General features: G+C 65.7%; 29 protein-coding genes. 15 read left to right on the forward strand and 14 right to left on the reverse strand.

Features of this window, described 5'->3' with window-relative positions:
* Positions 1–37 precede the first annotated feature (37 nt).
* The gene (locus EV649_RS11210; protein ID WP_130383126.1) at positions 38–241 is read left to right on the forward strand and encodes a hypothetical protein; all 204 of its coding nucleotides are present in this window, start codon (positions 38–40) and stop codon (positions 239–241) included.
* Positions 242–248: 7 nt separating this feature from the next.
* Here EV649_RS11210 and EV649_RS11215 read toward each other — a convergent pair whose 3' ends face one another.
* The 9 genes from EV649_RS11215 to EV649_RS11255 all read right to left on the reverse strand — a co-directional run bounded on the left by EV649_RS11215 (position 249) and on the right by EV649_RS11255 (position 5597).
* Positions 249–887 (reverse strand): aspartate/glutamate racemase family protein, encoded by a 639-nt coding sequence (locus tag EV649_RS11215; protein ID WP_130383128.1) that lies wholly within the window; start codon positions 885–887, stop codon positions 249–251.
* Positions 888–1062: 175 nt separating this feature from the next.
* Complete coding sequence (locus EV649_RS11220) at positions 1063–1392, reverse strand: cupin domain-containing protein (protein WP_130383130.1); 330 nt, start codon at positions 1390–1392, stop codon at positions 1063–1065.
* A gap of 90 nt (positions 1393–1482) precedes the next feature.
* Positions 1483–1725, reverse strand: a complete 243-nt coding sequence (locus tag EV649_RS11225) for a hypothetical protein (protein WP_130383132.1) — start codon at positions 1723–1725, stop codon at positions 1483–1485.
* An 18-nt stretch (positions 1726–1743) separates the two neighbouring features.
* Positions 1744–2220 (reverse strand): nuclear transport factor 2 family protein, encoded by a 477-nt coding sequence (locus tag EV649_RS11230; RefSeq protein ID WP_130383133.1) that lies wholly within the window; start codon positions 2218–2220, stop codon positions 1744–1746.
* On the reverse strand, positions 2217–2603 hold the full coding sequence (locus EV649_RS11235) for a hypothetical protein (protein ID WP_130383134.1): 387 nt from the start codon (positions 2601–2603) through the stop codon (positions 2217–2219). Before EV649_RS11235 ends, EV649_RS11230 begins: the two co-directional genes overlap by 4 nt.
* On the reverse strand, positions 2600–3331 hold the full coding sequence (locus EV649_RS11240) for an HD domain-containing protein (protein ID WP_130383135.1): 732 nt from the start codon (positions 3329–3331) through the stop codon (positions 2600–2602). Before EV649_RS11240 ends, EV649_RS11235 begins: the two co-directional genes overlap by 4 nt.
* The gene (locus tag EV649_RS11245; RefSeq protein WP_130383136.1) at positions 3319–4188 is read right to left on the reverse strand and encodes an alpha/beta hydrolase; all 870 of its coding nucleotides are present in this window, start codon (positions 4186–4188) and stop codon (positions 3319–3321) included. Before EV649_RS11245 ends, EV649_RS11240 begins: the two co-directional genes overlap by 13 nt.
* A 76-nt stretch (positions 4189–4264) precedes the next feature.
* Positions 4265–4882, reverse strand: a complete 618-nt coding sequence (locus EV649_RS11250) for a TetR/AcrR family transcriptional regulator (protein WP_198682392.1) — start codon at positions 4880–4882, stop codon at positions 4265–4267.
* A 34-nt stretch (positions 4883–4916) separates the two neighbouring features.
* Entirely contained in the window at positions 4917–5597 is a 681-nt protein-coding gene (locus EV649_RS11255; protein ID WP_198682393.1) for a GntR family transcriptional regulator, read from the reverse strand.
* 167 nt (positions 5598–5764) lie between these two features.
* On the opposite strand from EV649_RS11255, the gene EV649_RS11260 reads away from it, so the two are divergent.
* Genes EV649_RS11260 through EV649_RS11285 form a run of 6 tightly spaced genes read left to right on the forward strand, consistent with a single transcriptional unit; the run spans position 5765 to position 12299 of the window.
* The gene (locus EV649_RS11260; RefSeq protein WP_130383137.1) at positions 5765–7483 is read left to right on the forward strand and encodes a glycoside hydrolase; all 1719 of its coding nucleotides are present in this window, start codon (positions 5765–5767) and stop codon (positions 7481–7483) included.
* Between the two features lie 5 nt (positions 7484–7488).
* Positions 7489–8313 (forward strand): aldo/keto reductase, encoded by an 825-nt coding sequence (locus tag EV649_RS11265; protein ID WP_130383138.1) that lies wholly within the window; start codon positions 7489–7491, stop codon positions 8311–8313.
* Positions 8314–8335: 22 nt separating this feature from the next.
* The gene (locus tag EV649_RS11270; RefSeq protein WP_198682394.1) at positions 8336–9226 is read left to right on the forward strand and encodes a sugar ABC transporter permease; all 891 of its coding nucleotides are present in this window, start codon (positions 8336–8338) and stop codon (positions 9224–9226) included.
* Positions 9223–10092 (forward strand): carbohydrate ABC transporter permease, encoded by an 870-nt coding sequence (locus EV649_RS11275; RefSeq protein WP_130383140.1) that lies wholly within the window; start codon positions 9223–9225, stop codon positions 10090–10092. The genes EV649_RS11270 and EV649_RS11275 overlap by 4 nt, the downstream gene beginning before the upstream one ends.
* An 18-nt stretch (positions 10093–10110) precedes the next feature.
* A complete protein-coding gene (locus EV649_RS11280) occupies positions 10111–11544 on the forward strand; it encodes an ABC transporter substrate-binding protein (protein ID WP_157996222.1) in 1434 nt (477 codons plus the stop codon).
* Positions 11541–12299, forward strand: a complete 759-nt coding sequence (locus tag EV649_RS11285) for an SDR family NAD(P)-dependent oxidoreductase (RefSeq protein WP_130383142.1) — start codon at positions 11541–11543, stop codon at positions 12297–12299. Before EV649_RS11280 ends, EV649_RS11285 begins: the two co-directional genes overlap by 4 nt.
* A 23-nt stretch (positions 12300–12322) precedes the next feature.
* Here the strand turns inward: EV649_RS11285 and EV649_RS11290 are convergent, their stop codons facing one another.
* Positions 12323–12625, reverse strand: coding sequence for a BON domain-containing protein (locus EV649_RS11290; RefSeq protein WP_198682395.1), 303 nt, complete (start codon positions 12623–12625; stop codon positions 12323–12325).
* Between the two features lie 420 nt (positions 12626–13045).
* Here EV649_RS11290 and EV649_RS11295 point away from each other — a divergent pair, with 420 nt between their 5' ends.
* On the forward strand, positions 13046–13621 hold the full coding sequence (locus EV649_RS11295) for a hemerythrin domain-containing protein (RefSeq protein WP_130383143.1): 576 nt from the start codon (positions 13046–13048) through the stop codon (positions 13619–13621).
* 89 nt (positions 13622–13710) lie between these two features.
* A complete protein-coding gene (locus EV649_RS11300) occupies positions 13711–14568 on the forward strand; it encodes a hypothetical protein (protein WP_130383144.1) in 858 nt (285 codons plus the stop codon).
* Positions 14569–14632: 64 nt separating this feature from the next.
* On the opposite strand, the gene EV649_RS11305 is transcribed toward EV649_RS11300, so the two are convergent.
* Genes EV649_RS11305 through EV649_RS11315 form a run of 3 tightly spaced genes read right to left on the reverse strand, consistent with a single transcriptional unit; the run spans position 14633 to position 17153 of the window.
* On the reverse strand, positions 14633–14920 hold the full coding sequence (locus EV649_RS11305; RefSeq protein ID WP_130383146.1) for a YiaA/YiaB family inner membrane protein: 288 nt from the start codon (positions 14918–14920) through the stop codon (positions 14633–14635).
* A 56-nt stretch (positions 14921–14976) separates the two neighbouring features.
* Positions 14977–15975, reverse strand: coding sequence for a glutathione synthase (locus EV649_RS11310; protein WP_130383148.1), 999 nt, complete (start codon positions 15973–15975; stop codon positions 14977–14979).
* On the reverse strand, positions 15972–17153 hold the full coding sequence (locus EV649_RS11315; protein WP_198682396.1) for a tyrosine/phenylalanine carboxypeptidase domain-containing protein: 1182 nt from the start codon (positions 17151–17153) through the stop codon (positions 15972–15974). Before EV649_RS11315 ends, EV649_RS11310 begins: the two co-directional genes overlap by 4 nt.
* A 215-nt stretch (positions 17154–17368) precedes the next feature.
* Here EV649_RS11315 and EV649_RS11320 point away from each other — a divergent pair, with 215 nt between their 5' ends.
* Together EV649_RS11320 and EV649_RS11325 are read left to right on the forward strand one after the other, a co-directional pair.
* Positions 17369–17836, forward strand: coding sequence for a hypothetical protein (locus EV649_RS11320; RefSeq protein WP_130383150.1), 468 nt, complete (start codon positions 17369–17371; stop codon positions 17834–17836).
* A gap of 71 nt (positions 17837–17907) precedes the next feature.
* Positions 17908–18897 carry a LacI family DNA-binding transcriptional regulator gene (locus EV649_RS11325; protein WP_130383152.1) on the forward strand — a complete coding sequence of 330 codons (990 nt, stop codon included), beginning with the start codon at positions 17908–17910 and terminating at the stop codon, positions 18895–18897.
* A gap of 22 nt (positions 18898–18919) precedes the next feature.
* Here EV649_RS11325 and EV649_RS11330 read toward each other — a convergent pair whose 3' ends face one another.
* Positions 18920–19717 (reverse strand): 6-phosphogluconolactonase, encoded by a 798-nt coding sequence (locus EV649_RS11330; protein WP_130383154.1) that lies wholly within the window; start codon positions 19715–19717, stop codon positions 18920–18922.
* Between the two features lie 127 nt (positions 19718–19844).
* Between EV649_RS11330 and melA the strand changes: the two genes are divergently transcribed.
* Genes melA through EV649_RS11350 form a run of 4 tightly spaced genes read left to right on the forward strand, consistent with a single transcriptional unit; the run spans position 19845 to position 24318 of the window.
* A complete protein-coding gene (gene melA / locus EV649_RS11335; RefSeq protein WP_130383156.1) occupies positions 19845–21218 on the forward strand; it encodes an alpha-galactosidase in 1374 nt (457 codons plus the stop codon).
* Entirely contained in the window at positions 21215–22528 is a 1314-nt protein-coding gene (locus EV649_RS11340) for an extracellular solute-binding protein (protein ID WP_130383158.1), read from the forward strand. Before melA ends, EV649_RS11340 begins: the two co-directional genes overlap by 4 nt.
* Positions 22525–23475, forward strand: a complete 951-nt coding sequence (locus tag EV649_RS11345) for a sugar ABC transporter permease (RefSeq protein ID WP_130383160.1) — start codon at positions 22525–22527, stop codon at positions 23473–23475. Before EV649_RS11340 ends, EV649_RS11345 begins: the two co-directional genes overlap by 4 nt.
* Complete coding sequence (locus tag EV649_RS11350) at positions 23476–24318, forward strand: carbohydrate ABC transporter permease (protein WP_241997981.1); 843 nt, start codon at positions 23476–23478, stop codon at positions 24316–24318. It begins immediately after the preceding gene.
* Positions 24319–24405 lie beyond the last annotated feature (87 nt).

The following is a 24405-nucleotide window of genomic DNA, read 5'->3' on the forward strand; positions in this document are numbered from 1 at the left end:
TCAAGAGGTGAGCCGCGCGCCGGATAGCATCGGCGTCGTGATGTACGAGCCGATGAGCCGACGCCTGGTCATTTCGTTCGCCGTGATCGGCGTGGTCCTGGCCGTCGCCGGCCTGATCGCGCGGCCGGCGAACATCACGGTCGCGGTCGTGCTGTTCTTAGTGGCCGTCATGGCCCTGGGCCTGGCCGGCTACGGCGTCCTCGACCGCACAATCGGTGGCCGCAAGCGATCGGTCAACTGAGTTGTAGCTAATTGAGCTGTTCGGCCAGGCGGCGGATGCCGCGTTCGGGGCTGGTGAGGACCGGGACGGCGAGGTCGAGCCCCTCGGCCGCCGACGCCATCGACGCCTGCGCGAGAACGACCACGTCGCCGGACGCCGCCTTGATCGCGTCCGCCACCAGCGAGTCGTGACGAACGCGATCCCCCGCGACGGCTGCCTCGAACGCACCCGGTACGACGACCTCGTCGATCTGGACGTCGCGGCCCTGGATCTCGGCCCGTTCACGGAGGAGGGCAGCCGTCGGCTGCACCGTCGTGGGCAGCGTCGCGATGACGCTGACACGGTCACCGGCGCGAACTGCCTCGTCCGCCATCGCCTCGTCGACGCGATACACCGGAACACCAAGACGGTCGGCAAGCGGTCCGGCGTACTGCGAGATCGACGAGCACGTGAACATCACCGCCTCCGCGCCGGCCGCAACCGCGGCATCACCAAGATCAGCGAGCCGCTGCGCGACCTGCTCAACCGCAGCACCCCGGCCCAGATCGGCGACGATCTTGTCGTCGAGCAGGTTCTGCACCTCCACACCGGGCAGATGCTCGGCGGCGAGCGTCACGAACGTCGGAATAACCACGGCTCCGGTGTGCAGGAAGGCGATACGCGTCACCTGACGCTCCTCACGTTGCAATGCGCGACACAGCCAGCGACGTCGATGGCGCTCTTCGGCACCAAGAGTGACACGCTTCCAACAGATTATGCAATCGTTTGCGCCGCGGTGGAGCGTGCAACTGGGGATTCCTGCTGGACCCTCCAGGTGCAATGCATTCCCCACCCCGCGAACCTCAGTGCAAAGCAACTGACAACAACAGAACAGACGCAGTACGCGCGTGTACGTCGTGACGCTGCGGGGGTACCGCCACGAGATCTCCCGCCCGCAGTGCGACCGAGGTATCACCCGTCCGCAGCACGACGTCCCCCCGCAGGCACATCAGCGAGGCGTCTCCGGGGCTCTGATGTTCGCCAAGAGTCTGCCCGGCATCCAGCGCGATCAACGTCTGCCGCAGCCGGGCCCCGGGCCGGCTGTACAACGTCGTCGCACTACGTCCGCTGTCACTCTCCCCAGCCAGTTCCAGGTGAACAGCCGCCAACTCGTCGACCCGCAAAACCTCCATCAGCCGATCGTCGCACCGAGCCGACGAAGACTCCACCCCTCCCCCCGCTACGACTGCGCGACCGCCGTACGACTGTGGTCTGAGGCGCGGTCAGGGCGGGGTCCGGTTCGTCCCCGATGTGGTCCGGTGGCGGAGCATGACGGGCCGTGCGAGGTGCCGTGGGGTTTCACGCTGGCCGACGACCACGATCTCGTGCTCGGCATCTAGGCGACCCGGGACAAAGCCGACGAGGTGGCAGCCGAGGTACGGCGGGTTGCCGGCCGGAACGTGGTGCTGACAGAAGGTACTCAGGGGCGGTTCGACGAACTGGCCGAGCAGTACCGCATCGAGCATCCCTCGACCTAGACCAACTCAGAGATCACGCGCGACGGGTCGCAGGAATCGCCGCCGGCCGAGGAAAGGGCCGATGCCGGAACGCCACCATCGAAGCCAGGCACGCGGGCGACGAACGAGCGCGACGGCCGGTGGAACCGAGTCGAAGAACGACTCACGGAACAGCAACCGACCCTCCGGCGAGAGCCTGAGCAGATCGACCGCCTCCCAGCTCAGCGGCCGTCCACCCACGGTCGCCACGAACCGAATGTGGATGAACACGTTTTCCTCCACGCCGGCCCACCGCAGCACCTCGACCCGCAGATCAGGAAGCAGCGCCTGCGTCCGGGCGAACTCCTCCCACCACAGCGCCGGCCCCACGCCGTCGCGCAACATCGGCTGCACGAACCGGACGGAATCATCGAGGAAACCGTCCCACGCATGCGGATCGGGTTTCTCCCAGGCGATCCGGAATTGCCGGACAACGTTTTCGTGAGTTTCCGGCCAGTCCGTCATGCGTCCTCCCGACTCGCGAAGGTGAGAAATCCGAGTACGCCGGTCCCCACGACCAGCAGCACCGCCTCCCCGACCCCGACCGCGAGCGAGCGCGAGCGCGCCTCCGAGAGATCGACGAGATGCGACACCGCATGCAGCCCGTTCCAGGCGGTGGCGACGACCAGCACCGGCGTACGCCAGGAGGTACGTCGTACGGCGAGCAGTAGCCCGGCCCCGATCGCGATCGAGGCCGCTCCGAAGTCGTGCACCAAGTGATCGTTCTGCGGACCGAAGTCGGCCAGCGCACGCGTGAACGATCCGCTGCCGACGGCGGCCCAGATACCCAGCCCCGCAAAGAGTCCGCCGAACGCCGCGATCGCCACCGGCGCCAATCGGTGCCTCATGCAACTGTCCGCTCAGCCCTGCGGACCGAGCGCTCCATCCCGAGGCGCCACAACAGCCCGGCTCGGGAAGACTTCCGAAGCCGCCCCTCCTCCTGCATCACAGCGAGGAAGTGGTCGGCGAACCCAGCCCGAGGCTCCTGCGCATGTACCTCGGCAACGCTGCTCCGGGCGATCTCCAACCGCCGCAACCCAACCACGTCAAGATGCGTGCCCGCGTGCAGGAGATGCGCCTCGGCACCCCACGACAGCGGTACGGCGACGTTGAAGTGCGCCGCGATCGCATCGGCCACATCATCAGCGAGCGCAGCATCTCCAGCCGCATCGATCACGACGCCACGCGCAACCGCCGCCCCATGTACGGCGAAGCAGGCGGCGTCCGGACCGGGACGATGCGAGTCTGCAAGCGCGACATCATGCAGCAGCGCAGCGACGTACAAACGCTCGCCGTCGTACTCGAGCCGATCGAGTTCGGCCAACATGCACGCCCACAACCACGAGCGCATGCTGTGATGCAGCAAAGGCGCGGGCAAGACGGTCCGGGCGAAGTCGGTGACGCGCTGGGCGACATCTGTGCTCGGCGGAGTTCGATCGGCAGCGAGCACGGCTCCACCTCGGCGCCGCGGCGCAAGCTCTCGAACGATCGCCTGAGCGACGAACCGCACCTGATCCGGCAACCCCAGCGCGCCGTTGGTCTCAGCTACCCATTCCCGCGAACCTATCGCTGCCATCGCGCCAAACCTTCCTTCGCAACAAGCTCAGGCTGGTCCTCAGCGACGTACGTGAAGGAGTCCGGGATCAGTTGCACCCGAGTCCCCAGCCGCTCGGCGTACGCCGTCGCATGCGCGGTCGGGAACACCCGATCGTCCCCAGCCCAGAACAAATCGATCGGCTTGTCGAACTCCTCGACGAGCGTAGCGGCGGCACCCCGGCTGTACCGCTCGTCGACCGAACCGATCGCCTTCCGCCCGTCGTACCGGATCGCCGCATCCTTCAGCACCGGATCGATGTAGCTCCGCATAGTCACCTCGTCGATCGGATACTTGGCCAACCAGCCATAAGTGTTCCGCCATCGCCAACTCCCCGGCCATCGCAGCACCTGATAGAGCGCGCGATACGTCAACGGATGCACCGCCGTCCGCTTGAGCAGCGGAAAGCCGCCCGGCGCCGGCGGCCACGTGCAGTCCGGAGTTTCACACGAGGCCAGCACCAGCCGTCCGACCCGCTCTGGGTACGCCGCCGCAGCGAGCTGACTGTAGGCGCCGCCCGAGTCGTTGCCGAACAGGATCACCTCCCGCAGATCGAGCGCTGCCAAGAAGTCCGCGATCAGCTCCGCCATCCCGGGCGGTGAGAGATCGGCGTCTCGGTTCATCGGCACCAGATGAGACCCCAACGGCCAGTCCGGCATGATGCACCGGAACTGCCCCGCCAGCAGCGGCACGACCTTGCGCCACAGATTGGCGTTCACCAGATACCCATGCACAAAGACGATCGGCGGACCGTCCCCAACTGCGTGATACCGCAGCGTCCCGGCGGGCAGCTCGACGTCGTACGCCGTGCCTAACCGCGCATCGCGCGAGACCGTCATCACGCCACGACCTCCTTCTTGTAATCATTGCAAGAAGTGTCCGCACACTAGCACCGGCCGTTTGCCACCCGCAATGTCAGTCCTGCTCAACCAGGAGACCGTGGGCGAAGGCATCCGTCGCCGCCCGTAGCAAGCGTTTCAGCTGACGAGGGTTGCGCTGCAGGCGGTCCTGCCGCCAGCCCAGGCTGATGATCCCGTTCCACGAGGACCACAGCACCGTCGCCAGCTCTTGGGCGTTGACCTTGCGGATCGTGCCGGCCTTGATACCGCGCTTGATCGCGTCGACCATCCGCCGGTTCTGCTCGTCCACCGAATCCGCCAACCGCTCCGCGAGCTCCTGCCCCGCGGCATAACTCCCGGGCTCAGCGGGGAACGCCAGCATCCGGAAGTACTCCGGGTTCGCCAGATAGAACGCGAGATACTCATCCGCGGCGGCGTACAACTGCTCGACCGGCCCGCGGCCCTCGACGTACGCGAGATCCATGAACTGCCGATCCACGACAACGGCCCGCTCGACCAAGGCGGCGTACAGCCCGGCCTTCGACCCGAAATGGTTGTAGACCGACCCAACCGCAACGCCAGCGGTGGCCGCGATCTCTTCGACCGTGACGTCGGCGACGGACCGAGCCGCGAAGAGCTCCTCCGCTGCACTCAACAACGCATCGATCGTCCGCTGCGCCCGTGGATCCACCATCCTGCAACCATTGCACAAACGACAGTCAAGGAGGTCACCGGTCAGGCAGGTTGAGCCGCTTCAGTCGCTCGTACGCCCCGACGATGTGCTTGTCGATTCCGTCCTGCGCGGCTTGCGGATCACCCAGGGCCAGGGCGTCGCGCAGCTCCTTGTGTTCGCTGTAGCCGACCTCTAGGAAATCCGGGAAACTCGCGTTCCGGGCGCGCAGGAAAACGGTCACCTGCCCACGGATGGATTCCCAGACGCGCTGCACCCGGCCATGGTCGCAATACGCGTAGATGATGTCGTGGAACTGAAGGTCCAGCCGTACGGCGTCCTCCGGATCGATCTTGGTGTCGACGCTCTTCATCTGCTCCAGGACCTCGTCCATCTCGGCGAATCCTGCGCCCTGCATGCGGGTGCACGCACGGCCGGCGGCCAGTCGCTCGATCGCGCCGCGGAGGGTGTGCACCTCCTCGACGTCGGTCCTGGTCAAGGTGCTGACGAAGGCTCCGCGGTGCCGCCGGAGCTCGACGTGCCCCTCTTCCTCGAGCCGCGCCAGCGCCTGCCGGATCGGCCCGCGGCTGACCTTCAGTGCGTCGGCCAGCTCGGTCTCCTTGAGATGCTGGCCCGGCTGAAACCGGCCGCCCGTGATCATTTCCCGGAGCACGTCGGTCACCAGGTCACCCAGAGCGCGCTGCGACGGCAGCGGGGACACGACATCGTCGGGGATCAAGCCGACCACCTCCTCAAGCCAATTACCGCCAGTAATCCGGAGCAGGGGACGACTCTAACCCCTGCCCGGTCTCTCTGTAGATTGTAAACAGTTACTCATTGACAGTAAACGAAGTACCGGAGCAGACTCGGAACCTCCCGCTCAGGCAGAGAGAGGTCACGACGCCGATGACCACCGAGACAGCCGTTCACACCGGACGTAGAGCCCTCGGCCCGTTCCCGCCGGCCGCTCCCCGGAATCCCGATGCACCGCACGTCACCACGGCGACGATCGAGGTCGACGCCGCGGAGACCGAGGGTCCGCTGACGCGCGTCTGGGAGAGCTTCGGGTACGACGAGTTCAACTGGACGTACATGCCCACCGGAAAACGTCTGCTGCAGACCTTCGCCGACTTCTCCGGCGCCGGCTACTTCGTCCGGCCGCACTACATGTACTGCTCCGGCAGCGGATTCGGCATCCCGCACTGGAGCAACGGCAACGTCTACCACGAGGACGCCGACGGCAACCCGTACTACGACTTCACGCTGCTAGACCAGGCGTACGACGCGATCGTCGGCGCCGGACACCACCTACTGGTGGAGCTCGGCTTCACCCCGCGCGACCTGCTGCCACCCGAGGCCGCCGAGCTGACCGTCGTCCCGAGCCCGACCGCCTACACCAACTACGAGGCTGGCGCCTGGGGGTATCCGCCCAAGGACTACGCCAAGTGGGCGGGCCTGATCAGCGCCACGGTTCAGCACTGCATCGAGCGATACGGCGAGGCCGAGGTGAAGACCTGGCTCTGGGAGCTGTGGAACGAGCCGGACATCGACTACTGGCGCGGCACTCTCGAGCAGTACAACGAGCTCTACACCGCGACAGCCCAGGCGATACGCACCGTGCTGCCCGAGGCCAAGGTCGGCGGACCGGCCGTCACCAGCGGCGGATTGAGCTTTCTGCAGGGTTTCCTGGACTACACGTCGCGCCGCGGCGAGCCGCTGGACTTCATCTCGTACCACACCAAAGGCTGCCACTTCCCGACCCGCGACTACCGCCCGTTCGCCGAGCCGGCGGCCGAGCAGCTCAGCCCGTCGTCGACGAAGATGCTGTACGACCTGCGCGAGTTCAATCGCCTGATCGGTTCGTACGAGGCGTACGCCGAGCTGCCGGTGATCGTCGACGAGTGCGACGCGGCGGTGCCGGCGCACTTCGGACGCTACGACAACCGCAACTACAGCTTCCAGAACACCGAGTACTACCCGGTCTTCCAGGCCAAGCTGATGAAGAAGATCCTCGACCTGAACGCGACTGAGCCGGCGCAGGTCGCGTACGCCACCTCGTGGAGCTTCTACTTCGAGGCCGAACGCTACTTCGAAGGCACCCGGTCCTTCCTCACTGCAGGCGGCGTCGAGAAGCCGTTCCTCAACGCCTATCGGATGCTGTCGCTGCTCGGGCAGAACCGCCTTCGCACGACCTCGGACGCGGCCTGGCAGGTCGGCGAGCTCGAGGGCACCGACGGCAGCAGCATGCCTGAGGAAGTCGACGCCCTCGCTTCGCGTTCGGAGGACGGGAGCGTCGCCGTGCTGATCTGGCGGCACATTGATGACCAGTACCAGACCAGCCAGGACCTGACGCCGGCGACCGTGACCGTACGCAACCTGCCTGCGGGGTCGTACCGGTTGCGGCATCTGCGCATCGACGCCGACCACAGCAATGCGTTCACCGTCTGGCAACAGCTCGGCTCACCCCAGGATCCGACCGCCGAAGAGTTGGCCACGATCAAGAGCCGGCAGGGTCTGGAGGAGTTCGAAGCGGAACGCAGTCTCACGGTTGACGGCGACGTGTCTTTGGAGGTCTCGCTGCCGTTGCCGTCGGCATCGTTGCTGATCCTCGAACCGAGCAGCTGACCGCGATGATCACACTGAACAACGGCGTACAGGTTCCCCAGCGTGGCTTCGGCGTCTTCCAGGTCCCGCCGGACGACACCCAACCCGCGGTCGAGCAGGCACTCGAGATCGGTTATCGGCACATCGATACCGCGGCGGCGTACAACAACGAGGCCGGCGTGGGCGCCGCCGTACGGGCCAGCGGTCTGCCGCGCGACGAACTGTTCGTCACGACCAAGCTACGCAATGGGGAGCACGGTTACGAGTCGGCACTGCAGGCGTACGACGAAACGCTGGAACGCCTGGGGCTGGACTACGCCGACCTGTATCTGCTGCATTGGCCCAACCCGACTGCGGATCTGTATGTCGACAGTTGGCGTGCCCTGGAGCGGATCTACATCGATGGACGAGTGCGGGCAATCGGTGTGTCGAACTTCCTGCCCGAACACTTGGACCGATTGGCCAAGGAAGGCGAGATCGTTCCGGCGATCAACCAGGTCGAGCTGCACCCCACCTATCAGCAGCGCGAACTGACCGAGCTGTGCCGGGAGCGTTCGATCGCGGTCACGGCGTACTCACCGCTCGGTCAGGGCGGCGACCTCGATCATCGGGTTCTGGCGTCGATCGCAAGGCGTCACGAGGTGACGCCGGCCCAGGTTGTGCTGCGGTGGCATCTGCAACGCGAGCACATCGTCATCCCCAAGTCGGTGGATCCCGGGCGGATCCGAGCCAACTTCGAGCTTGACGGCTTCGAGTTGACCGATGACGAGATCGCGTCGATCACCATGCTGGAGAACGGCAACCGACTCGGCAACGATCCCCGCACCTTTGCGCTCAGCCAGATCAGGTAGCCCGACCATGACGAGCAGATCTGTGCGATTCAAAACCACCTGGATCTGGATCTTCCTGGTGCCGACCGTCGTGCTGTACGGCGTCTACACCATCTACCCGATCATCGCGAGCTACTGGTACTCGCTGGTCGAGTGGAACGGGTTCGACGCCGACCAGAAGTTCGTTGGCCTGAGCAACTACCGCGAGGTCTTCGCCGATCCGCTGTTCTGGAACTCGTTCAAGGTCACGTTGTTCTTCATGCTGCTGGTGGTACCGGCGCGGGTGCTGCTCACACTGCTGCTGGCGATGGTCCTCAACTCGCCGAAGCTGCCCCTGATCGGCTTACTGCGTTCGGCATTCTTCATCCCCGTGGTGACCACAACGGCGATCATCGGTGTGGTGATGCGCTTCATCCTGGATCCGGCCAGCGGACCGATCACTACCGTGTTGACGAAGCTCGGTTTCGGCGGCGTCGATTTCCTGGGTGACCAGCACCTGGCGTTGCCGACGGCAGCCGTCCTGTACGTCTGGAAGTTCTTCGGCGTCACGATGATCTACTGGCTCGCGGCGCTGCAGACCATCCCGTACGAGTTGTACGAGGCCGCCCGGATCGACGGCGCGGGCACCGGGCAACTCTTCCGGCACATCACGCTGCCGATGCTCAAGCCGTTCCTGATCATCATCACCGTGCTGACGGTCGAGGAGACGTTCCACAACTTCGACCTGATGTACACGCTGACCGGCGGCGGTCCGTACTTCCACACCGAGATCATCGAGATCTACATCTACCGCTGGGCCTTCGCCGCCTCGATCCCCCAACTCGGGCACGCATCCGCCGCCGCGGTGATCTTCGGGCTGTTGGTCGCGGTCGTCGGAGCCCTTCAGTTGTGGGGCGTGTACGCCGGTCGCCGGTTGAGAGGAGACCAGCGATGACAGCGCAAGTCGTCGTACGCACGGATCGGCAACGGCGAATGTTGCGCCGAATGCCGTGGTGGATCGCCGCGCTCTTCCTGGTGGGTATCGCGGTGCTCTGGATCTTCCCGTTCCTGTGGATGCTGTCGGCATCGCTCAAGGACAACATGGAGATGTTCGCAGGCGGCCTGAAGCTGTGGCCTTCCAAGTTCGTCTGGGACAACTATGCGCGGGCGTGGAACGACGCGCACTTCGGCCGGTACCTGATCAACACCGTGGTCACCACAGTCATCACCGTCGTGATCGTCACCATCCGCTGCGCGACCGCGGGCTATGTCCTGGCCCGTTACCGATTCCGCGGGTCCAAGCTGTTCCTCGGCGTACTGATCGCGACGCTTTTCGTCCCCACCGGCTACACGATCATCCCGGTGGTCAAGATCTCGATGCAGCTGCACCTGATCGACTCGCTGGGCGGAATGATCCTGGCGCTCAGCGGCGGTGCGTACGTGTCGGCGATCCTTTTGTACTACGGGTATTTCCGGCAGATCCCCCGCGAGCTGGAGGAGGCCGCGATCGTCGACGGCGCCGGGTTCGTTCGTACCTTCTTCTCGGTGATGCTGCCGCTGGCGATGCCGGTCACGGCGACCGTCGCGGTCCTCACCTTCATCACGACCTGGAACGCCTTCTTCCTGCCGCTGGTGTTCACCTTCAGCCGGCCTGATCTCCGGACGGTGAGCGTCGGCATGCAGGCGTTCGTCGGCGAGACCGCGACCGACTGGTCCGGCATGGCCGCGGCCGGGGTGATCTCGATCGTCCCCGTGGTCGTGCTCTTCATCTTCCTGCAGCGCTACTTCGTCGAGGGAATCTCCGGAGCAGTCAAGTCCTAAGGAGTGGAAATGACCGGGATGACACGTCGCACTCTGCTCGGCGCATCGGTATTTGCCGCCGTCAGCGCCGCGACCGGATGCAGCGACTCGAGTTCTCAGAGCGGAACCGCGAGCGGAGGTGCCACCGGAACGCTGGACTGGTGGGACCACTTCAGTTCGTTCAAGCGCCTCAACGACGACTGGGCCAAGACCCAATCGTCGCCTTTGAAGACCAACGTCGCCCATACGTACTACGACGCGTCCAAGGCGACCCAGGCGTTCCAGCTGGCGCATCAGGCCAACAAGATGCCGGACGTCTACTCGAACGTGATCGGGCTCCCGCTGCCTGCCCTGGTGAGTGGCAAATGGGTGCATGAGGTCACGATTCCGGCTGACATCAAGTCGAAGCTTCCGAAGGACGCGTTCACCGAGGGCATCACCCAACTGGACGGCAAGCTGTACGGGTTCCCGATGTTCAGCTTCCGGCAGAGCTCGACGCTGGTGTGGGTGAACAAGGACCACTGGTCCAAGGCTGGGCTCGATCCGAACAACGTGCCGACGGACTACGCCGCCTTCAAGGACGCGTTGGGGAAGCTGAAGTCGGCCGGGATTCAGCCGCTCACGCTGGCGATCGGTGCGGACGGCGGGCGCATCCGCGATCAGGTCGACGACATGGCGCAGGTGGCCGGCTTCCCCGGTTATCAAGGCCTGCAGTTCACGACCGGCGAGTACGCCTACCACCACGATGCCTACGTCACCGTGATCGAGTTCCTGAAGCAGCTGAACGACGACAAGTTGATCATGCCGGGCTCGAACAACTTCGGCGTCGTCGATGCTCGGACCCGGTACGCATCTGGTGCAGTCGGGACGTTCATCGACGGCATCTGGTGTGCTGGTGGATCGAAGGCGCTGGCGCCGACAATCGTCGACAAGCTTGCGTCCGGACAGATTCTGGTGCCGACGTCCGGCATGGATCCCTGGTGCTACCGCGGCCGGCCAGCTGCGACGTACTTCGTTTCCGCGGACAGCAAGAATCCCGACGCCGCCGGGAAGCTGATCGCGTCCTTCATGTCCGACGACTATCAGAAGGGGATGGTCGAGGCGATGGACCAGCCGCCGCTGAACCTTGATCTCGTCGCGTCGTCGAACGTGGTCGACGCGTACAAGAAGGGCGTCGAGTACTGCAAGAAGAACGTGTTCCTGATGCCCCAGGCGATCGTGAAGAACCCCGCAGTGGCCCGCATCGACGCGCTCCGCAAGCCAGTCACGCCGCACGTCGGCAACATCGTCCAGGGCTACCTGGGCGGATCGATCAAGGACCTCAAAGCCGAACTGAAGAAACTTAGCGACGCCACGTCGGCCGACCGTGCCCAGGCCCTGACCAAGGCCAAGGCCGCCGGCGCCAAAGTCTCCGAAGCCGACTACGTCTTCAGCGACTGGAAACCCGGCCAGGACTACGGAGCCGCCAAATGACCGCCGACCGCACCGCGGTTGTGACCGGCGCGGCATCCCCGCGCGGCATCGGCCGCGCAACCGCCTTGCTCCTTGCTGAGCAGGGCTGGAACATCGGCATCCTCGACATCGACTCTGTTGGCGGCAAGGCACTCGCCGCAGAGATCACCGCGACCCACAACGTCACGGCGTACGCCGTCACCGCCGACGTCTCGAACGAAGCCCAGGTCCGCACAGCGATCGACGAACTCGAAGCTGCCCTACCACCGCTAGCAGCGCTAGCAAACATCGCCGGCGTCAGCTCCCCCGTCCCCTACCTAGAACTAACCTCCGACGAGTGGCACCGAGTCATCAACACCAACCTGAACGGCGTCCACTACGTAACCCGCCGCGTCGCCGAGAGCATGGTGAGGCACAACTACGGCCGAATCGTCAGCATCTCCTCCACCTCAGCCCAACGAGGCGGCGGCACCTACAGCAAAACGCCGTACTCAGTAGCCAAAGCCGGCGTAATAGGCCTGACCCGAGCCCTAGCCCGAGAACTTGGCCCGCACGGCATCACCGTCAACGCGGTGGCCCCCGGCCCCATCGACACGGACATCATGGGCGGCCCACTGACGCCCGAGACACGGGCGGACCTGGTCGACAGCCTCCTGGTCAACCGCGTCGGCGAAACCCACGACGTCGCATCCGCAATCGCCTATCTACTCTCCGACCAATCCACCTACATAACCGGCCAAACCCTCAACGTAGACGGCGGCCTCTACATGCACTGAGCACGCAAGGCATCAGCTGCAACTCACGTCTCTGCCGCTTCGGCACGGGGCTTCAGTTGGTTGCTGACATCCACCACACCCGCGGTGTCCCAGGCGTCGTCGCCGGCAGCCCGCTTGACCAGCCAGGAGGCCACCTCACCACCGAGGACCACCACCGCTTGTTTGACATCCACGCGGATGTCGTCGTCCTTGGTGCGCGGATTCTCCTTGAGCCGCTGTACAACCATCGACTTGATCTCACGGTCGGTGGGATGCCCCGGCCGCACCGGGCCTTCCCACCAGTTGTAGTAGTAACGATCCTGCGGGTACGTCCAAGGGTCGATCACGGCTGCCTCCCTGAGCCGACCTCAGTACCCCGTTCGGGTGCCCGCGAGCGGCCGAATCATGCCACCTCCGCACAGGCATTCCGTCGTACGGCGGCCGCCAGGAGCAGAGTGCCCGAGTGCATGCAACCAGACTGCTCGGGCACCGGAGCGTCATGCCGACGACACCTGACCGCCCCAAAGAGGTCAGAGGATCTCCGACTGGCAACCGTGTGCGTGAACGCGACCGACGTGGATCGCGCCGCGGGCTTCTGGTCGGCGATCCTTGGCTACCAGCGGCCTGCACGGATCGGCTCCGACGATCGGTTCGCCAAGCTAGAAGATCCAGCCGGTACGGGGCGGGCAACGAGTTCTGCGTGATCGCGGTCCCGCCCGATACCAATCAGGCCTAACTTCGGGTCTCAGCCAGAGCAAGGAGGAGCCATGGCGACCGTCGACCCTGGCAACCAGCACGATCTCATCAGCGTCATTCTCGAGGATCACCGAGCGGTCGAACTGATCTTCGCCGAGCTCATGGCCGGGGCCGGAACCCCGCAAGACCGGCGGGACCTCGCCGATCACCTGACGACCGAACTGGTGCGGCATTCCGTGGCCGAGGAGATGTACATGTACCCGGCCGCCCGCAAGGCGCTACCCGACGGGGACAAGGTCGCCGACCACGAGATCGAAGAACACGCCGAGGTCGAACGGCTCCTCCAGGATCTGGAGGGTGTCGCCGCCACCGACCGCGCCTTCGACGACCTGATCGCCAAGCTGGCCACAGAGGTCCAGCACCACATCGGCGAGGAAGAGAGCACATTGCTCCCTCGGCTTCAGCAGGCGTGTGACGCCGACGACCTGCTGGAACTCGGCCGCAAGGTCACCCGGGCAAAGGCGTCCGCCCCCACGCGCCCACACCCCTCGGCGCCGGACAAGCCACCGCTCAACCTGATCCTCGCTCCCGGCACAGGCATGATCGACAAACTCCGAGACGCCCTAACCGGCCGCAACCGCGACTAACACCGTCCCACTCGCCTCCGCCCAGAATCTGATCGGCGGCCTCACCACCCCGGCTATTCGTCAATCCCACCTGGTGCAGACTTCATTGAGTGACAGACCTTCGCGCTGCCCCGCCTGAGCTCCTACTGGCCCACGAGCGCTGGACGGCTCGCGGCCGCCCAGCTCAGCCGGCGCCGCACTGGTTCCCACACCGCTGGACCGCCCGACTCCCCGAACACGCGGACTTCATCGAAACGCTCCCGAACCCCATCAACCGAGACGACGTCGCCGCGCAGTTCGTTGACGCCGACGACAGCGAACCAGCCGCGCTGCGTGCCTTCTTGGCCGCAATGATCTGGGGCCACGGCCGAAACGGGTACGGCGCTTACCGTACGGCGAGCGTTCTCGCGGCATCCGACCGCGCGGGCAAGTGGTTGTCCGAGGCGCTACAAGTCACGCGCACAGCTGGCGGACCGGCGGGCTTCGAGTACCTCGCCCGACATCGCCTCAAGGGCCTCGGCGTCGCGTTCGCAACGAAGTACCTCTACTTCTGCCTCGCCTCTGACGCCGACGTAGCACCGGCACCGATTCTCGATCGCATCGTCCGCGACTGGCTCGCAGCCAACCTCGACTGGCAACCACGACTCGATTGGCGCATCGACGACTACCAGCGCTACTGCGATCTGGTCGTCCATTGGTCGGACCAACTCACCGAACCCGCAGGCACAGTCGAGTACCTCATGTTCGCAAGCGGTATCGGCACCGCGAGCCAGTGGGCAGACCCTCGTGAACGCGTGACGGCGACCGCAACCTCGAACTCAGGGACCACCGCGGTGCTCGCAGCCCTCGACGACGCAGCTGACGCTTTCGAAGCACTCTCAGGCGACATCACCCCCGAAGACGCCGAAGACTTCGAACGCGGACTACGAGCCTTGAGACGCATCGTCATCGCACGAACCAAACGCTGAGTGCTTGTCTCTACAACGGGCGCCGACGTCACGTCGTGCGGGCCTCCCCCGAGCCGTGCCAGGGCTACATGTCGAGTTTGAAGGGGTCGTGTTCTGTTAGGAGTTTGTCGAGTCTGGCTTGGTCGACTCGGTTCGTGACTTCTGACATCTCTTGGCGGTCGCGGACCACTTTGCACAGGACGACTGTCGACGTTACGACGTACAGCAAGCCCAATGCCAGGAACGCCCGTACCCACCCTGCGGCCGGCATGTAGACCAGCGCCACCACCATCGCCGTCACCGAAATTCCGAACGACGCCACCGCCTGTGCGTAGAACGCGCCAGTCTGCGAAGGCTGAACCCGTTTCGTCATGCCAGCATCCTCGGCTCGACGCATGAGTTCCGCCTGAGCAAAACCACTCAAGTCGGTCAGGGGTTTGATTGGGTACGGCGCTCGAGGGCTTCAATGACGGTTGGGCAGACGTCGACGTCGTAGAGCCTTTCGACGCTCTGCATTCCGCCCGGGCTCTCCGCGTTGATCTCCACCACCTTGTCGCCGATCACATCGATGCCGACGAAGTACATGCCGTCGGCCACGAGTTTGTCGCTCATCGCTTCGACGATGCCGCGTTCGACGGCGCCGATCTCGAGCGGGATCGGGCGCCCGCCCTTGCTGATGTTGGCGCGCGGGTCGTTTCCCGTGGGCACTCGGCGGAAGGCGGCCGGCTTCCCGTCGCGCTCGAGGATCTTTCCCTCGAGCAGGAAGATCCGGGCGTCGCCGTCCTCGCCGCCGTCGACGAACTCCTGGACGACCGCGTAGCCGTCTTGTCGCACCGCCTCCGTCATCTGCGCGAGGTTCGGTTCATCCTCGTCCTCGATCATGAACACGTTCCGGCCCTTGGCGCCGTACAGCGGCTTGACGACGGAGTGGCCGACCTCGGCGACGAACCGCTCGATCGCTTCCGGGTCGTGCGTCACCAGCGATCGCGGCCGGATCTTCGCGGGAAACTCCTCCAGGTAGAGCTTGCTCGTTGCCCGGATCAGGGACATCGGGTCGTTGACCACCGTGACGCCGCGCGCCTTGAGCATCTGGCCGAAGACAACACCCAGTGGACTTGCCCACGGCCGCTTCTGCAGATCGTCGATCGATTCGTTCCGCAGGAACAAGGCGTCGAGGTCGTCCATGACGACCCGTTCGGGGTCGCGCTCCTTGATGCGCTCCATGAAGGTCTCGAGCGTGTCGTCTTTCTCGAACTCCGCGGCTTGGGCCCGCGCCACCAACTGCCCGTCGCTCTCGCCGAGCTCGACGTCGCACACACCGACGTACCAGACCTGATGCCCGGCCTGAGCCGCGGCCCTCGCCAGCCGAGTGGTCGTGTACTCGTCGATCTCGGTGGCAACGTCGTTGACGAAGAAAGCAAGCCTCATGCCGCCACAGCTCCTTCGTACAGATCCATGACCGACGCGCCCGCGCGCAGTCTGTCGAGACGCTCCTGCGCCCCGGGTACGTCGAGCCAGCGTGGACGGACCCATGGTGCTTCGAGTACGTCGCGGTCGAGCAGGTCCTGGATCAACGGGATGTGATCCAGCGCGAACTTGCCGACGAAGAGGACATCGAGGCTGTTGCCCTCCGCAAGGGCTTCGAGGAGACGCGTGATCCCACGCAGGTAGATCGCGTCCTTCACCGAACCGCCTCCGACGACGACCCGGATCGCGATGGTCCAGGCAGTCCTCGTCGGTATCCGATACTCCGCCCGCAACGACTCGAAGATGTCCAGGAATCCGGCGCCGTCGAGCATCTTGTCGACGGCTACAACCCGTGCCGCGAGCACGCGGAGACGCCGCGGGTCCAGACCGCCGCTCAGGTACTCGGCGAGCACGGCAAGGCCCTCTTGGGTCTCGTCGTACCCGGGCAGTCCGATCGCCAGCAGCGTCAGGGGTTGTCTGGCGCCGTTCTGGTACGTGACGACATGGGTGCCGACCTCGTGATGCAGCAACGGCTCGACGCGGTCCGCCCGGAACGTGGCGGCTTCGGGGATGAGCAGCCGGCCGAACGACACCATCAGTTCGGAGACGTCGTCGCGTACGGCGACGTGCGCGGGGAAGTCCTGATACACGTCACGGTAGCGATCGAACTCCGCACGAGCCGCCTCCGCGAACGCACCGGCCGTGACGGTTCGGGTGCTGGGAGCTTGGGTCGGGATGATCTCGAGCAGCTCCTCCGCGGTGGACACGAGAGGCTGGGCGATCCCGCCGTACAGCTGCAGCGATCCGTACACGAACCGTGACGTATCGCGATCCTCCAAGGCTGTGATCTGTCGCGCTATCTCGTCTCGCTTCGCCCGGAAGAGCGTGTGCAGCGCAGGGTCGGTGACGTTCTCGATCTCGAGGTTGTAGAGGTCACGTCGTACCAGGTCCGGCTCGAACTCAAGAGGTCTGAGCCTGAGCGTGGGGGCCGTGCCGAAGTCACACCGCTCGAAGTCGGCCCATGCCTCTGCGGCATTGACCGGCGTGGTGTTGATCAGCAGGTCCAAACCGCGCTCGATCTCGGCGAGGCGTGTGTCGATCTCGAGAGCGGGTTCAAGCTGCTCGTTGGGAGTGCCCATCTTTCACACGTACCCACCACCCATGCGAGACAAGCGTCTCAGATCCCTCTCTCGGGGGAATCAGATCCCTCGCTCGCGGGATGCGGTACGGCGGCGGTTCGCGCTTGACTGTCCGTATGGTTGCCGGAGTCAATGAATCCGCACGGCCTCGCGCCGTCGTGCTCTCGGGGTGGTTAGCCGCCGTCTGCTGCGTTGGGTTCGCGGTGGTGAACGTGGTGTTCGAGAGCACCGGGCGCTTCTCCGACGGACCGTTCGCCGACTACGCCGCCGGTCTCACGGTGATGAACTGGCTTGTCGTACTGCTCAAGCTTCTCGGCGCCGCAGTCGCCGTCTACTCACTCACGACGAACCCCAAGCATGCAGACGCACTCGGCGTCCTCCTCTGGGGCGCGTTCTCCTTGCTCTCCCTCTACGCCCTCGGCAGCGTCGCAGAAGCAGCCGCAATCCTCGCGGGTCTCACCGGCCACCGCGACGACATCACCCTCGCGAGCATCGCGTACGTCGCCTTCTTCACCCTCCTCGCCATCGCGTTCGGCGTCCTCGCCTTCGCCCACAGCCGCCGCTTCGACCTCACCCGACGCCCCAGAGTCCTGGGAGCCCTCGGCGCACCCCTCGTCCTCGCCGTACTCCTCCTGGGAGTCCCCGCCCTCCTGGTAGCCCTGGGCCTGATGCCCAGCCTCTAGGCGTCCTGGTTATACTGCAAGCGGTTGCTGCAACCGCAGCAGGGCTGTCCTTCGAGGGGTCAAGGAGCGGCATGGCTGTCACTCTCGCTGACGTCGCGGCTGCGGCGGGGCTGTCGGGTTCCACCGTTTCCCGGGCGCTCTCCGCCCCCGAAAAGGTCAACGCGACGACCCGCGAGCGGGTCGAGCGGATCGCGCGAGAGATGGGGTACGTCCCCAACCACAGCGCGCGGTCGCTGACGGCGGGCCGCACCGACCTGATCGGGCTGATGGTGCCGGACATCGCCAATCCGTTCTTCCCGCCGATCATCAAAGCGGTGCAGGCGCGCGGTATGCAGCATGGCAGGACAGTGCTGATCGCCGACGTCGACGAGCGCACCGCCGACGAGCTGCCGCGGGCCCGGACGATGCGCCGGCAGGTCGACGGCCTCATCATCGCCTCGCCCCGCACCCCCGACGACATGATGGACGAGCTGCTCGCGCTCGCTCCGGTGGTCTTCGTGAACCGCGCCGTCCCGGGCGCGGCGAGTGTCGTCATCGACGAAGCAGGCGGGATGGCGCAGGCGGTCGAGCACCTCGCCGCCCTCGGGCATCGCGCCATCGCCTACCTCAACGGACCCAAGCGTTCCTGGTCGAACACCCAGCGCCGTGGCGCAGTCCAGGCGGCGAGCGCCCGGCTCGGCCTCGATCTCGTGGAGTTTGGACCATTCGAGGCGCAGGTCCAGTCCGGCGTCCACGCCGCAGACCTGGTGATCGCGCGCGGAATCACCGGCGTGATCGCGTACGACGACCTCATCGCGCTCGGCGTCATGGCGCGGCTGACCGAGCGGGGGGTCCGAACCGGAGCAGACATCAGTGTCATCGGGGTGGACGACAGCCCGATGTCGGCGATGGCGTATCCGACGTTGACCTCCGTCCACGTTCCTGGCGACGCCGCCGGCTCCGAGGCGGTCGATGCGCTGCTCGCGATCATCGAGGACCGGCAGGTCGAGGACGACGAGCACGTCGTCCTCGACTCCCGGCTGATCGTGCGTAGTTCCACCGGCCCTGCGCGCACCGCCTGACACTGCCCGGCAGGGCCGGAGTTCAGCGACGCTCGGTCGCTACCGTCGAGTCGGTGCGATCCAGCAGCGACGCCGAGGCAGGCTCGAGCAGCAGGACGGCGTTGGGCGATCGGCGCAAAATCGTCGCCGGGCAGTGCGGACCGATCTCCTCGACCAGCGTTGCGCGCACCGCGCCTGCCTTGCGGCTCTCCGGCACGCACACCTGGACCTGATCCGCCGACAGCAGCGCCGGAATCGTCAGCGAGATCGCCTGCTCGGGTACGTCGTCCAGAGACGCGAAATGACCTTCATCGACCTGCTGACGCCTCGACTCCGGCGTCAGTGTGACCACCCGGGCCCACCGCGGGTCGTCGAAGTCGGCGTCGAAGGGCTCGTTGAAGGCCAGGTGACCGTTCTCTCCGATGCCCATGCAGACAAGGTCGAGCGGCGCTGAACGCAGCTCGCGCTCGTAGCGTTCCGCCTCTGCCTGCGGATCGCCGGCGCCACTGAGGTAGTGCACCCGCGCCGGAGAGAACCGCTGCTCGATACGGTTCCGGATCCACAGCTGGAAGCTGGCGGGATGCTGGTCGTCGATCCCGACGTACTCGTCCATGTGAAAGACCTCGACCTCGCCCCAGGGGATCTCCTCATCGGCCAGGGCGTCGGTGAACGCGTACTGCGAGTTCCCGGTCGCGATCACGACGCGAGCCCGCCCGCGTGCCTCCACCGCGGCCCTGAGGACCTGGGCGGCCCGGCCGGCGGCGGCCGCCCCCATCGCGCCTTCGCCGGCATGGATCTCGACCGCCAGGTCCTCGGCCGTGAAGCGGGTGTCGATCGTCATGGGTGCCTCTCCGATTTCTACGAGTAGTCGCAGCAAGCTATTGCAAGCGCATGCAGCATATGCACTAGTGTTGCAGCAATCACTATCACAGGTCGGCAGGATCGATCACCCACTCGAGGAGCAGTTGATGGCTCGCATTGTGTTCATCGGGGCAGGCAGCGTCGTCTTCACCCGCCAGCTCGTCGCAGATCTGCTGAGCTTTCCGGATCTGCCGGAACTGGACCTCGTCCTCCATGACATCAACCCGGCGCGCCTGGACGTGGCCCGCGGTACTGCGGAACAGCTCGCGGCCCGCACCGGTCGCCCGCTCCGGATCACTGCCGCGGCGGACCGCCGTACCGCCCTGGACGGTGCCGACTTCGTGGTGAACATGATCCAGGTGGGCGGCGTCGACGCGAGCCGCGTCGATCTCGAGCTCCCGAACGAGTTCGGGCTGCGCCAGACGATCGGCGACACCACCGGCATCGGTGGCGTGTTCCGCGCCCTGCGAACGTTCCCCGTCCTGTCGGGGATCGCCAGAGACATGCGCGCAGTCTGTCCGGAGGCGTTGTTCCTCAACTACACCAACCCGATGGCGATGAACATCTGGTGGCTGGCGACCGTCTCGCCGGACCTGCGAGCCGCGGGCCTGTGCCATAGCGTGTTCTGGACCGTCCACGATCTCTGCGCGCTGATCGGCGTACCGCTCGAAGGCACTCGGTTCCGGGCGGCAGGCGTCAACCATCAGTCGTGGCTCTACGAGTGGAGCCGGGACGGCGCCGACCTCTACCCGCAACTGCGGGAGAAGATCGCGGCGGACCCGGAGCTCGAGCGCCGGGTGCGGGTGGAGATCTTCCGCCGGATCGGCTACTACCCGACCGAGACGAGCGAGCACAGCGCCGAGTACCTGTCCTGGTTCCTGCGCTCCGACGAGCAGATCGAGCGCTTCCGGCTGCGGCCGATGCAGCATCTCGACACCGACCGGCGCAACCTGGCCGAGTTCCACGCGGCCCAGCAGGCGCTCGCCGAGGGCCGGGACCTGGAGCTCGAGGACGGCGGTGCCGCGGAGTACGCACCGCAGATCATCCACTCCGTTGTCACCGGCAACGAGCGCGAGATCCACGTGAACGTGCCCAACCGCGGCCTCATCTCGAACCTGCCCCAGGGCGCGGTCGTCGAGGTCCCGGCCACGGTGGACGGGTCGGGGATCGCGCCGATCGCTGTCGGTGCGATCCCGGTCCAGGGGGCAGTACACAACCGGACGTACCTGTCCGTGGCGGAGCTGGCCGTGGAAGCGGCCCTGACCGGGTCGCGGGAGCTGGTTCTGCAGGCGATGCTCGTCGATCCGAACGCCAGCTCCACGCTCACACCTGACCGGCTCGCCGCGCTCGTCGACGAGCTGTTCAAGGTCCATCAGGACCTGCTGCCGTCAACGCTGGGCGGCGGCGTGGAGCTCGACCTGTCCGACGTACCGAACCGCAGCTGGGTCACGACGACCCGACCTCGAAGGAGCTTGTTATGAAGCGTCGCATCACCTTTTCCGTCGTCACGGCACTCGTGACGCTTGGTCTGGCCGGGCTGACCGCCTGCGGATCAAGCGGCCAGGGTGCGAGCAGCCTGGATAAGGACGCGAAGGTCTCACTCACCATGTGGACAGGGCAGACCGAGAACTCGGAGAAGATCCTCGAAGGACTGGCCGCCGAGTTCCAGAAGGCCCATCCGAACGTCTCGATCGACGTGTCCTCCGGAGCCTCCAGCACCGACGACCTGCTGCAGAAACTGTCCGCCGGTTTCGTCGGCAACAGCTACCCGGACATCTCCTACGCCTACGGAAGCTGGGCGAGTGAGCTGGAGGCGTCCGGCCGCACCCTCGACATCACCGACCGCGTTGCCGAGCCCGACGTCAAGTGGAACGAGTTCCCCGAAGGCGCCCGTCTCACCGCCCGTCCCACCGGCAAGAAGACGATCGGTTTCCCGGCGATCGTCGACAACCTCACGTTGCTCTACAACAAGACGGTCTTCGACGCGGCCGGCGTGCCCTACCCCACCGACCAATGGACCTGGGACGATCTCCGGGCCGCCGCGAAGAAGCTCACCAACCCCGCGACGAGCACCTACGGCTACGCCTACTCGGTGTCCGGTGCCGAGAACACCGTCTGGAAGATGTGGCCGCAGCTCTGGCAGAACGGCGGTGAGATCCTCAGCCCGGACCAGAAGACCGCCGCGTTCGACTCCGATGCCGGCGTCAAGGCGCTGACCTTCCTGCGGGACATGGCCGTCACCGACAAGTCCGTGTATCTCGATCAGACCGACACCAAGTACGAGCAGCTGTTCCGGAACAACCGGATCGGCATGATGGCCTCCGGACCATGGGTGCTCTACGACCTCAAGACAGCGCGCACGAAGTACGGCGTGACGCTGCTCCCGGGGACGAACGGCGATCACCAGACCGCGTCCGGCCCCGACCTCTGGGCGCTGTTCGACCACCACGACAAGAACCGCGAGTACTGGGCCTACGAGTTCGCCAACTGGCTGACCTCGGCGGCGCAGGACGAGCGCTGGAATGTGGCCGTCGGCAACTTGCCGCTGCGCTCCTCCGAGGTCGGCTCGGCAGCCTTCAAGACCCAGGTCAAGACGTACCCCGGCCTGGACATCATGGCGGCGAACGGCGCCAATGCGAAGAAGGTCCGGCCGACCGTCTCCGGCTATGTGGGGCTGTCGCAGGCAATAGGCGCGGCCATCTCCGAGGTGCTGCAGGGACGGGCCGAGCCGAAGCCGGCGCTGGAGAAGGCCGCCACCAAGGCGAACACCGCGCTCGAGGCCGCGCGATGACCACCACGGAACTGTCGCCCGCCGCCACTGCGCCGTCAGGAGCAGATCAGCCGGATCGCTCCGGACGTCGCCATGACCGGTGGCGGGCTGCTCTCACGGGTTGGCTCTTCGCCGGCCCGGCAACGCTGATCGTGCTCGGGCTCTCGATCTTTCCGGCCGGCTGGGCGTTCGTGCTCTCGCTGGAGAAGTGGAACGGTTTCAGCCCACCCGAGTTCGTGGGCGGCAAGAACTACAGCCGGCTCATCACGGACGCGGAGTTCGCCGACGCCGTACTGCACACGATCATCTACACGGCGATGTTCGTCCCGATGTCGGTCCTCGCCGGGCTGTTCCTGGCGGTAGCGCTCAACCGGAGGATCCGCTTCATCGGGATCTACCGCACCGCGATCTTCGTACCCTTCGTCGCCTCGGCGGCCGCCACCGGCATCCTGTCGACGTACCTGTTCAGTCCGCAGTACGGCCTGGTCAACAACGTGCTGCAGAGGCTCGGGCTGCCCGCTCAGGGCTGGCTCGAGGATCCGGCCCAGGCGATGGTCGTGATCGCGATCATGTCGCTGTGGGGTCAGGCCGCGTTCACCACGGTCATTTACCTGGCTGCACTGCAGGACGTACCGGGCGAGCTCATCGAGGCCGCGCGGGTCGACGGCGCCGGCAGTTGGCAGACGTTCTGGCGGGTGATCTGGCCGCAGCTCCGGCCGGTGACCGTCTTCGTCACCATCTGGCAGACGATCGGCGCTATCCAGCTGTTCGACCTCGTCTACACGACGACGCGTGGCGGTCCGTTGAACGCCACCAGGACGATCGTCTACTTCCTGTGGGACAAGGCCTTCAGGTCTCTCGACTTCGGCTACGGCTCGGCGGCGGCGTACGTGCTGTTCGCGATCACCCTGCTGACCACGATCGGGGTCGTCGTCTACTCCCGGCGGAAGAACATGGAGGCGTTCTAGGTGACCGTCGACACAACCTCAAAGGCCCCGAAGTCACGTCCGTCCGGCTGGCACCTGTTGCTGGCGCCGGTGGCTCTGCTCTTCCTGCTGCCGTTCCTGCAGATGTTCCTCGCGTCGGTGTCGCCGGCGGACGAGCTGCTCAAGTTCCCGCCGCCGATCATCCCGTCACGGATCGACTTCAGCGGGTTCGTGACCTTGTTCACCGAGTCGGATGCGCTGCTGTGGCTGGGCAACACCGTGCTGGTGGCAACGTCGGCGATCGTGTCTCATCTGCTCCTGTGCTCGCTGGCCGGGTACGGATTCGCGCGGCTGGCGTTTCGGGGGCGTACGGTCGGTATCTTCATGATCCTCGCAACGATCATGATTCCCACCCAGCTGCTGATGATCCCGACGTACCTCCTCTTCTCGCGGCTGCGGCTGATCGACAGCCTCGGCGCCGCCATCGTGCCCTGGCTCTCGTCAGCGTTCGGGATCTTCCTGATGCGGCAGTTCTTCCTGTCGCTGCCGAAGGAACTCGAGGAGTCCGGTCTGATCGACGGTGCGAATCGCTGGCAGGTCTTCTCCCGGATCGTGCTCCCGCTGGCGAAGCCCGCGCTCGCGACCCTGGCGATCTTCACGCTGCTCGGCTCGTGGAACGACCTGGTCTGGCCGCTGATCGCGATCAACAACGACCACGCCTTCACCCTGCAGCTCGGCCTGGCGAACTTCCAGGGCACCCGCCGGACCGAGTGGTCCTTGCTCATGGCCGGCAACGTCGTAGCCACGTTGCCCCTCATCCTCTTCTTCCTGATCGCCCAGAAACAGTTCGTCGCCACCATGACCCTCTCCGGCCTCAAGGGCTGACCCGAGCAAGACCGCCGTCGATCACTCGCCGTACGGCGACATGAACTGAGCACTAGGCGCATGCTGCAGTCATGGCTGAACTCGTCT

Origin of the sequence: Kribbella sp. VKM Ac-2569 (assembly GCF_004216905.1) — a bacterium.
Lineage (GTDB): Bacteria > Actinomycetota > Actinomycetes > Propionibacteriales > Kribbellaceae > Kribbella.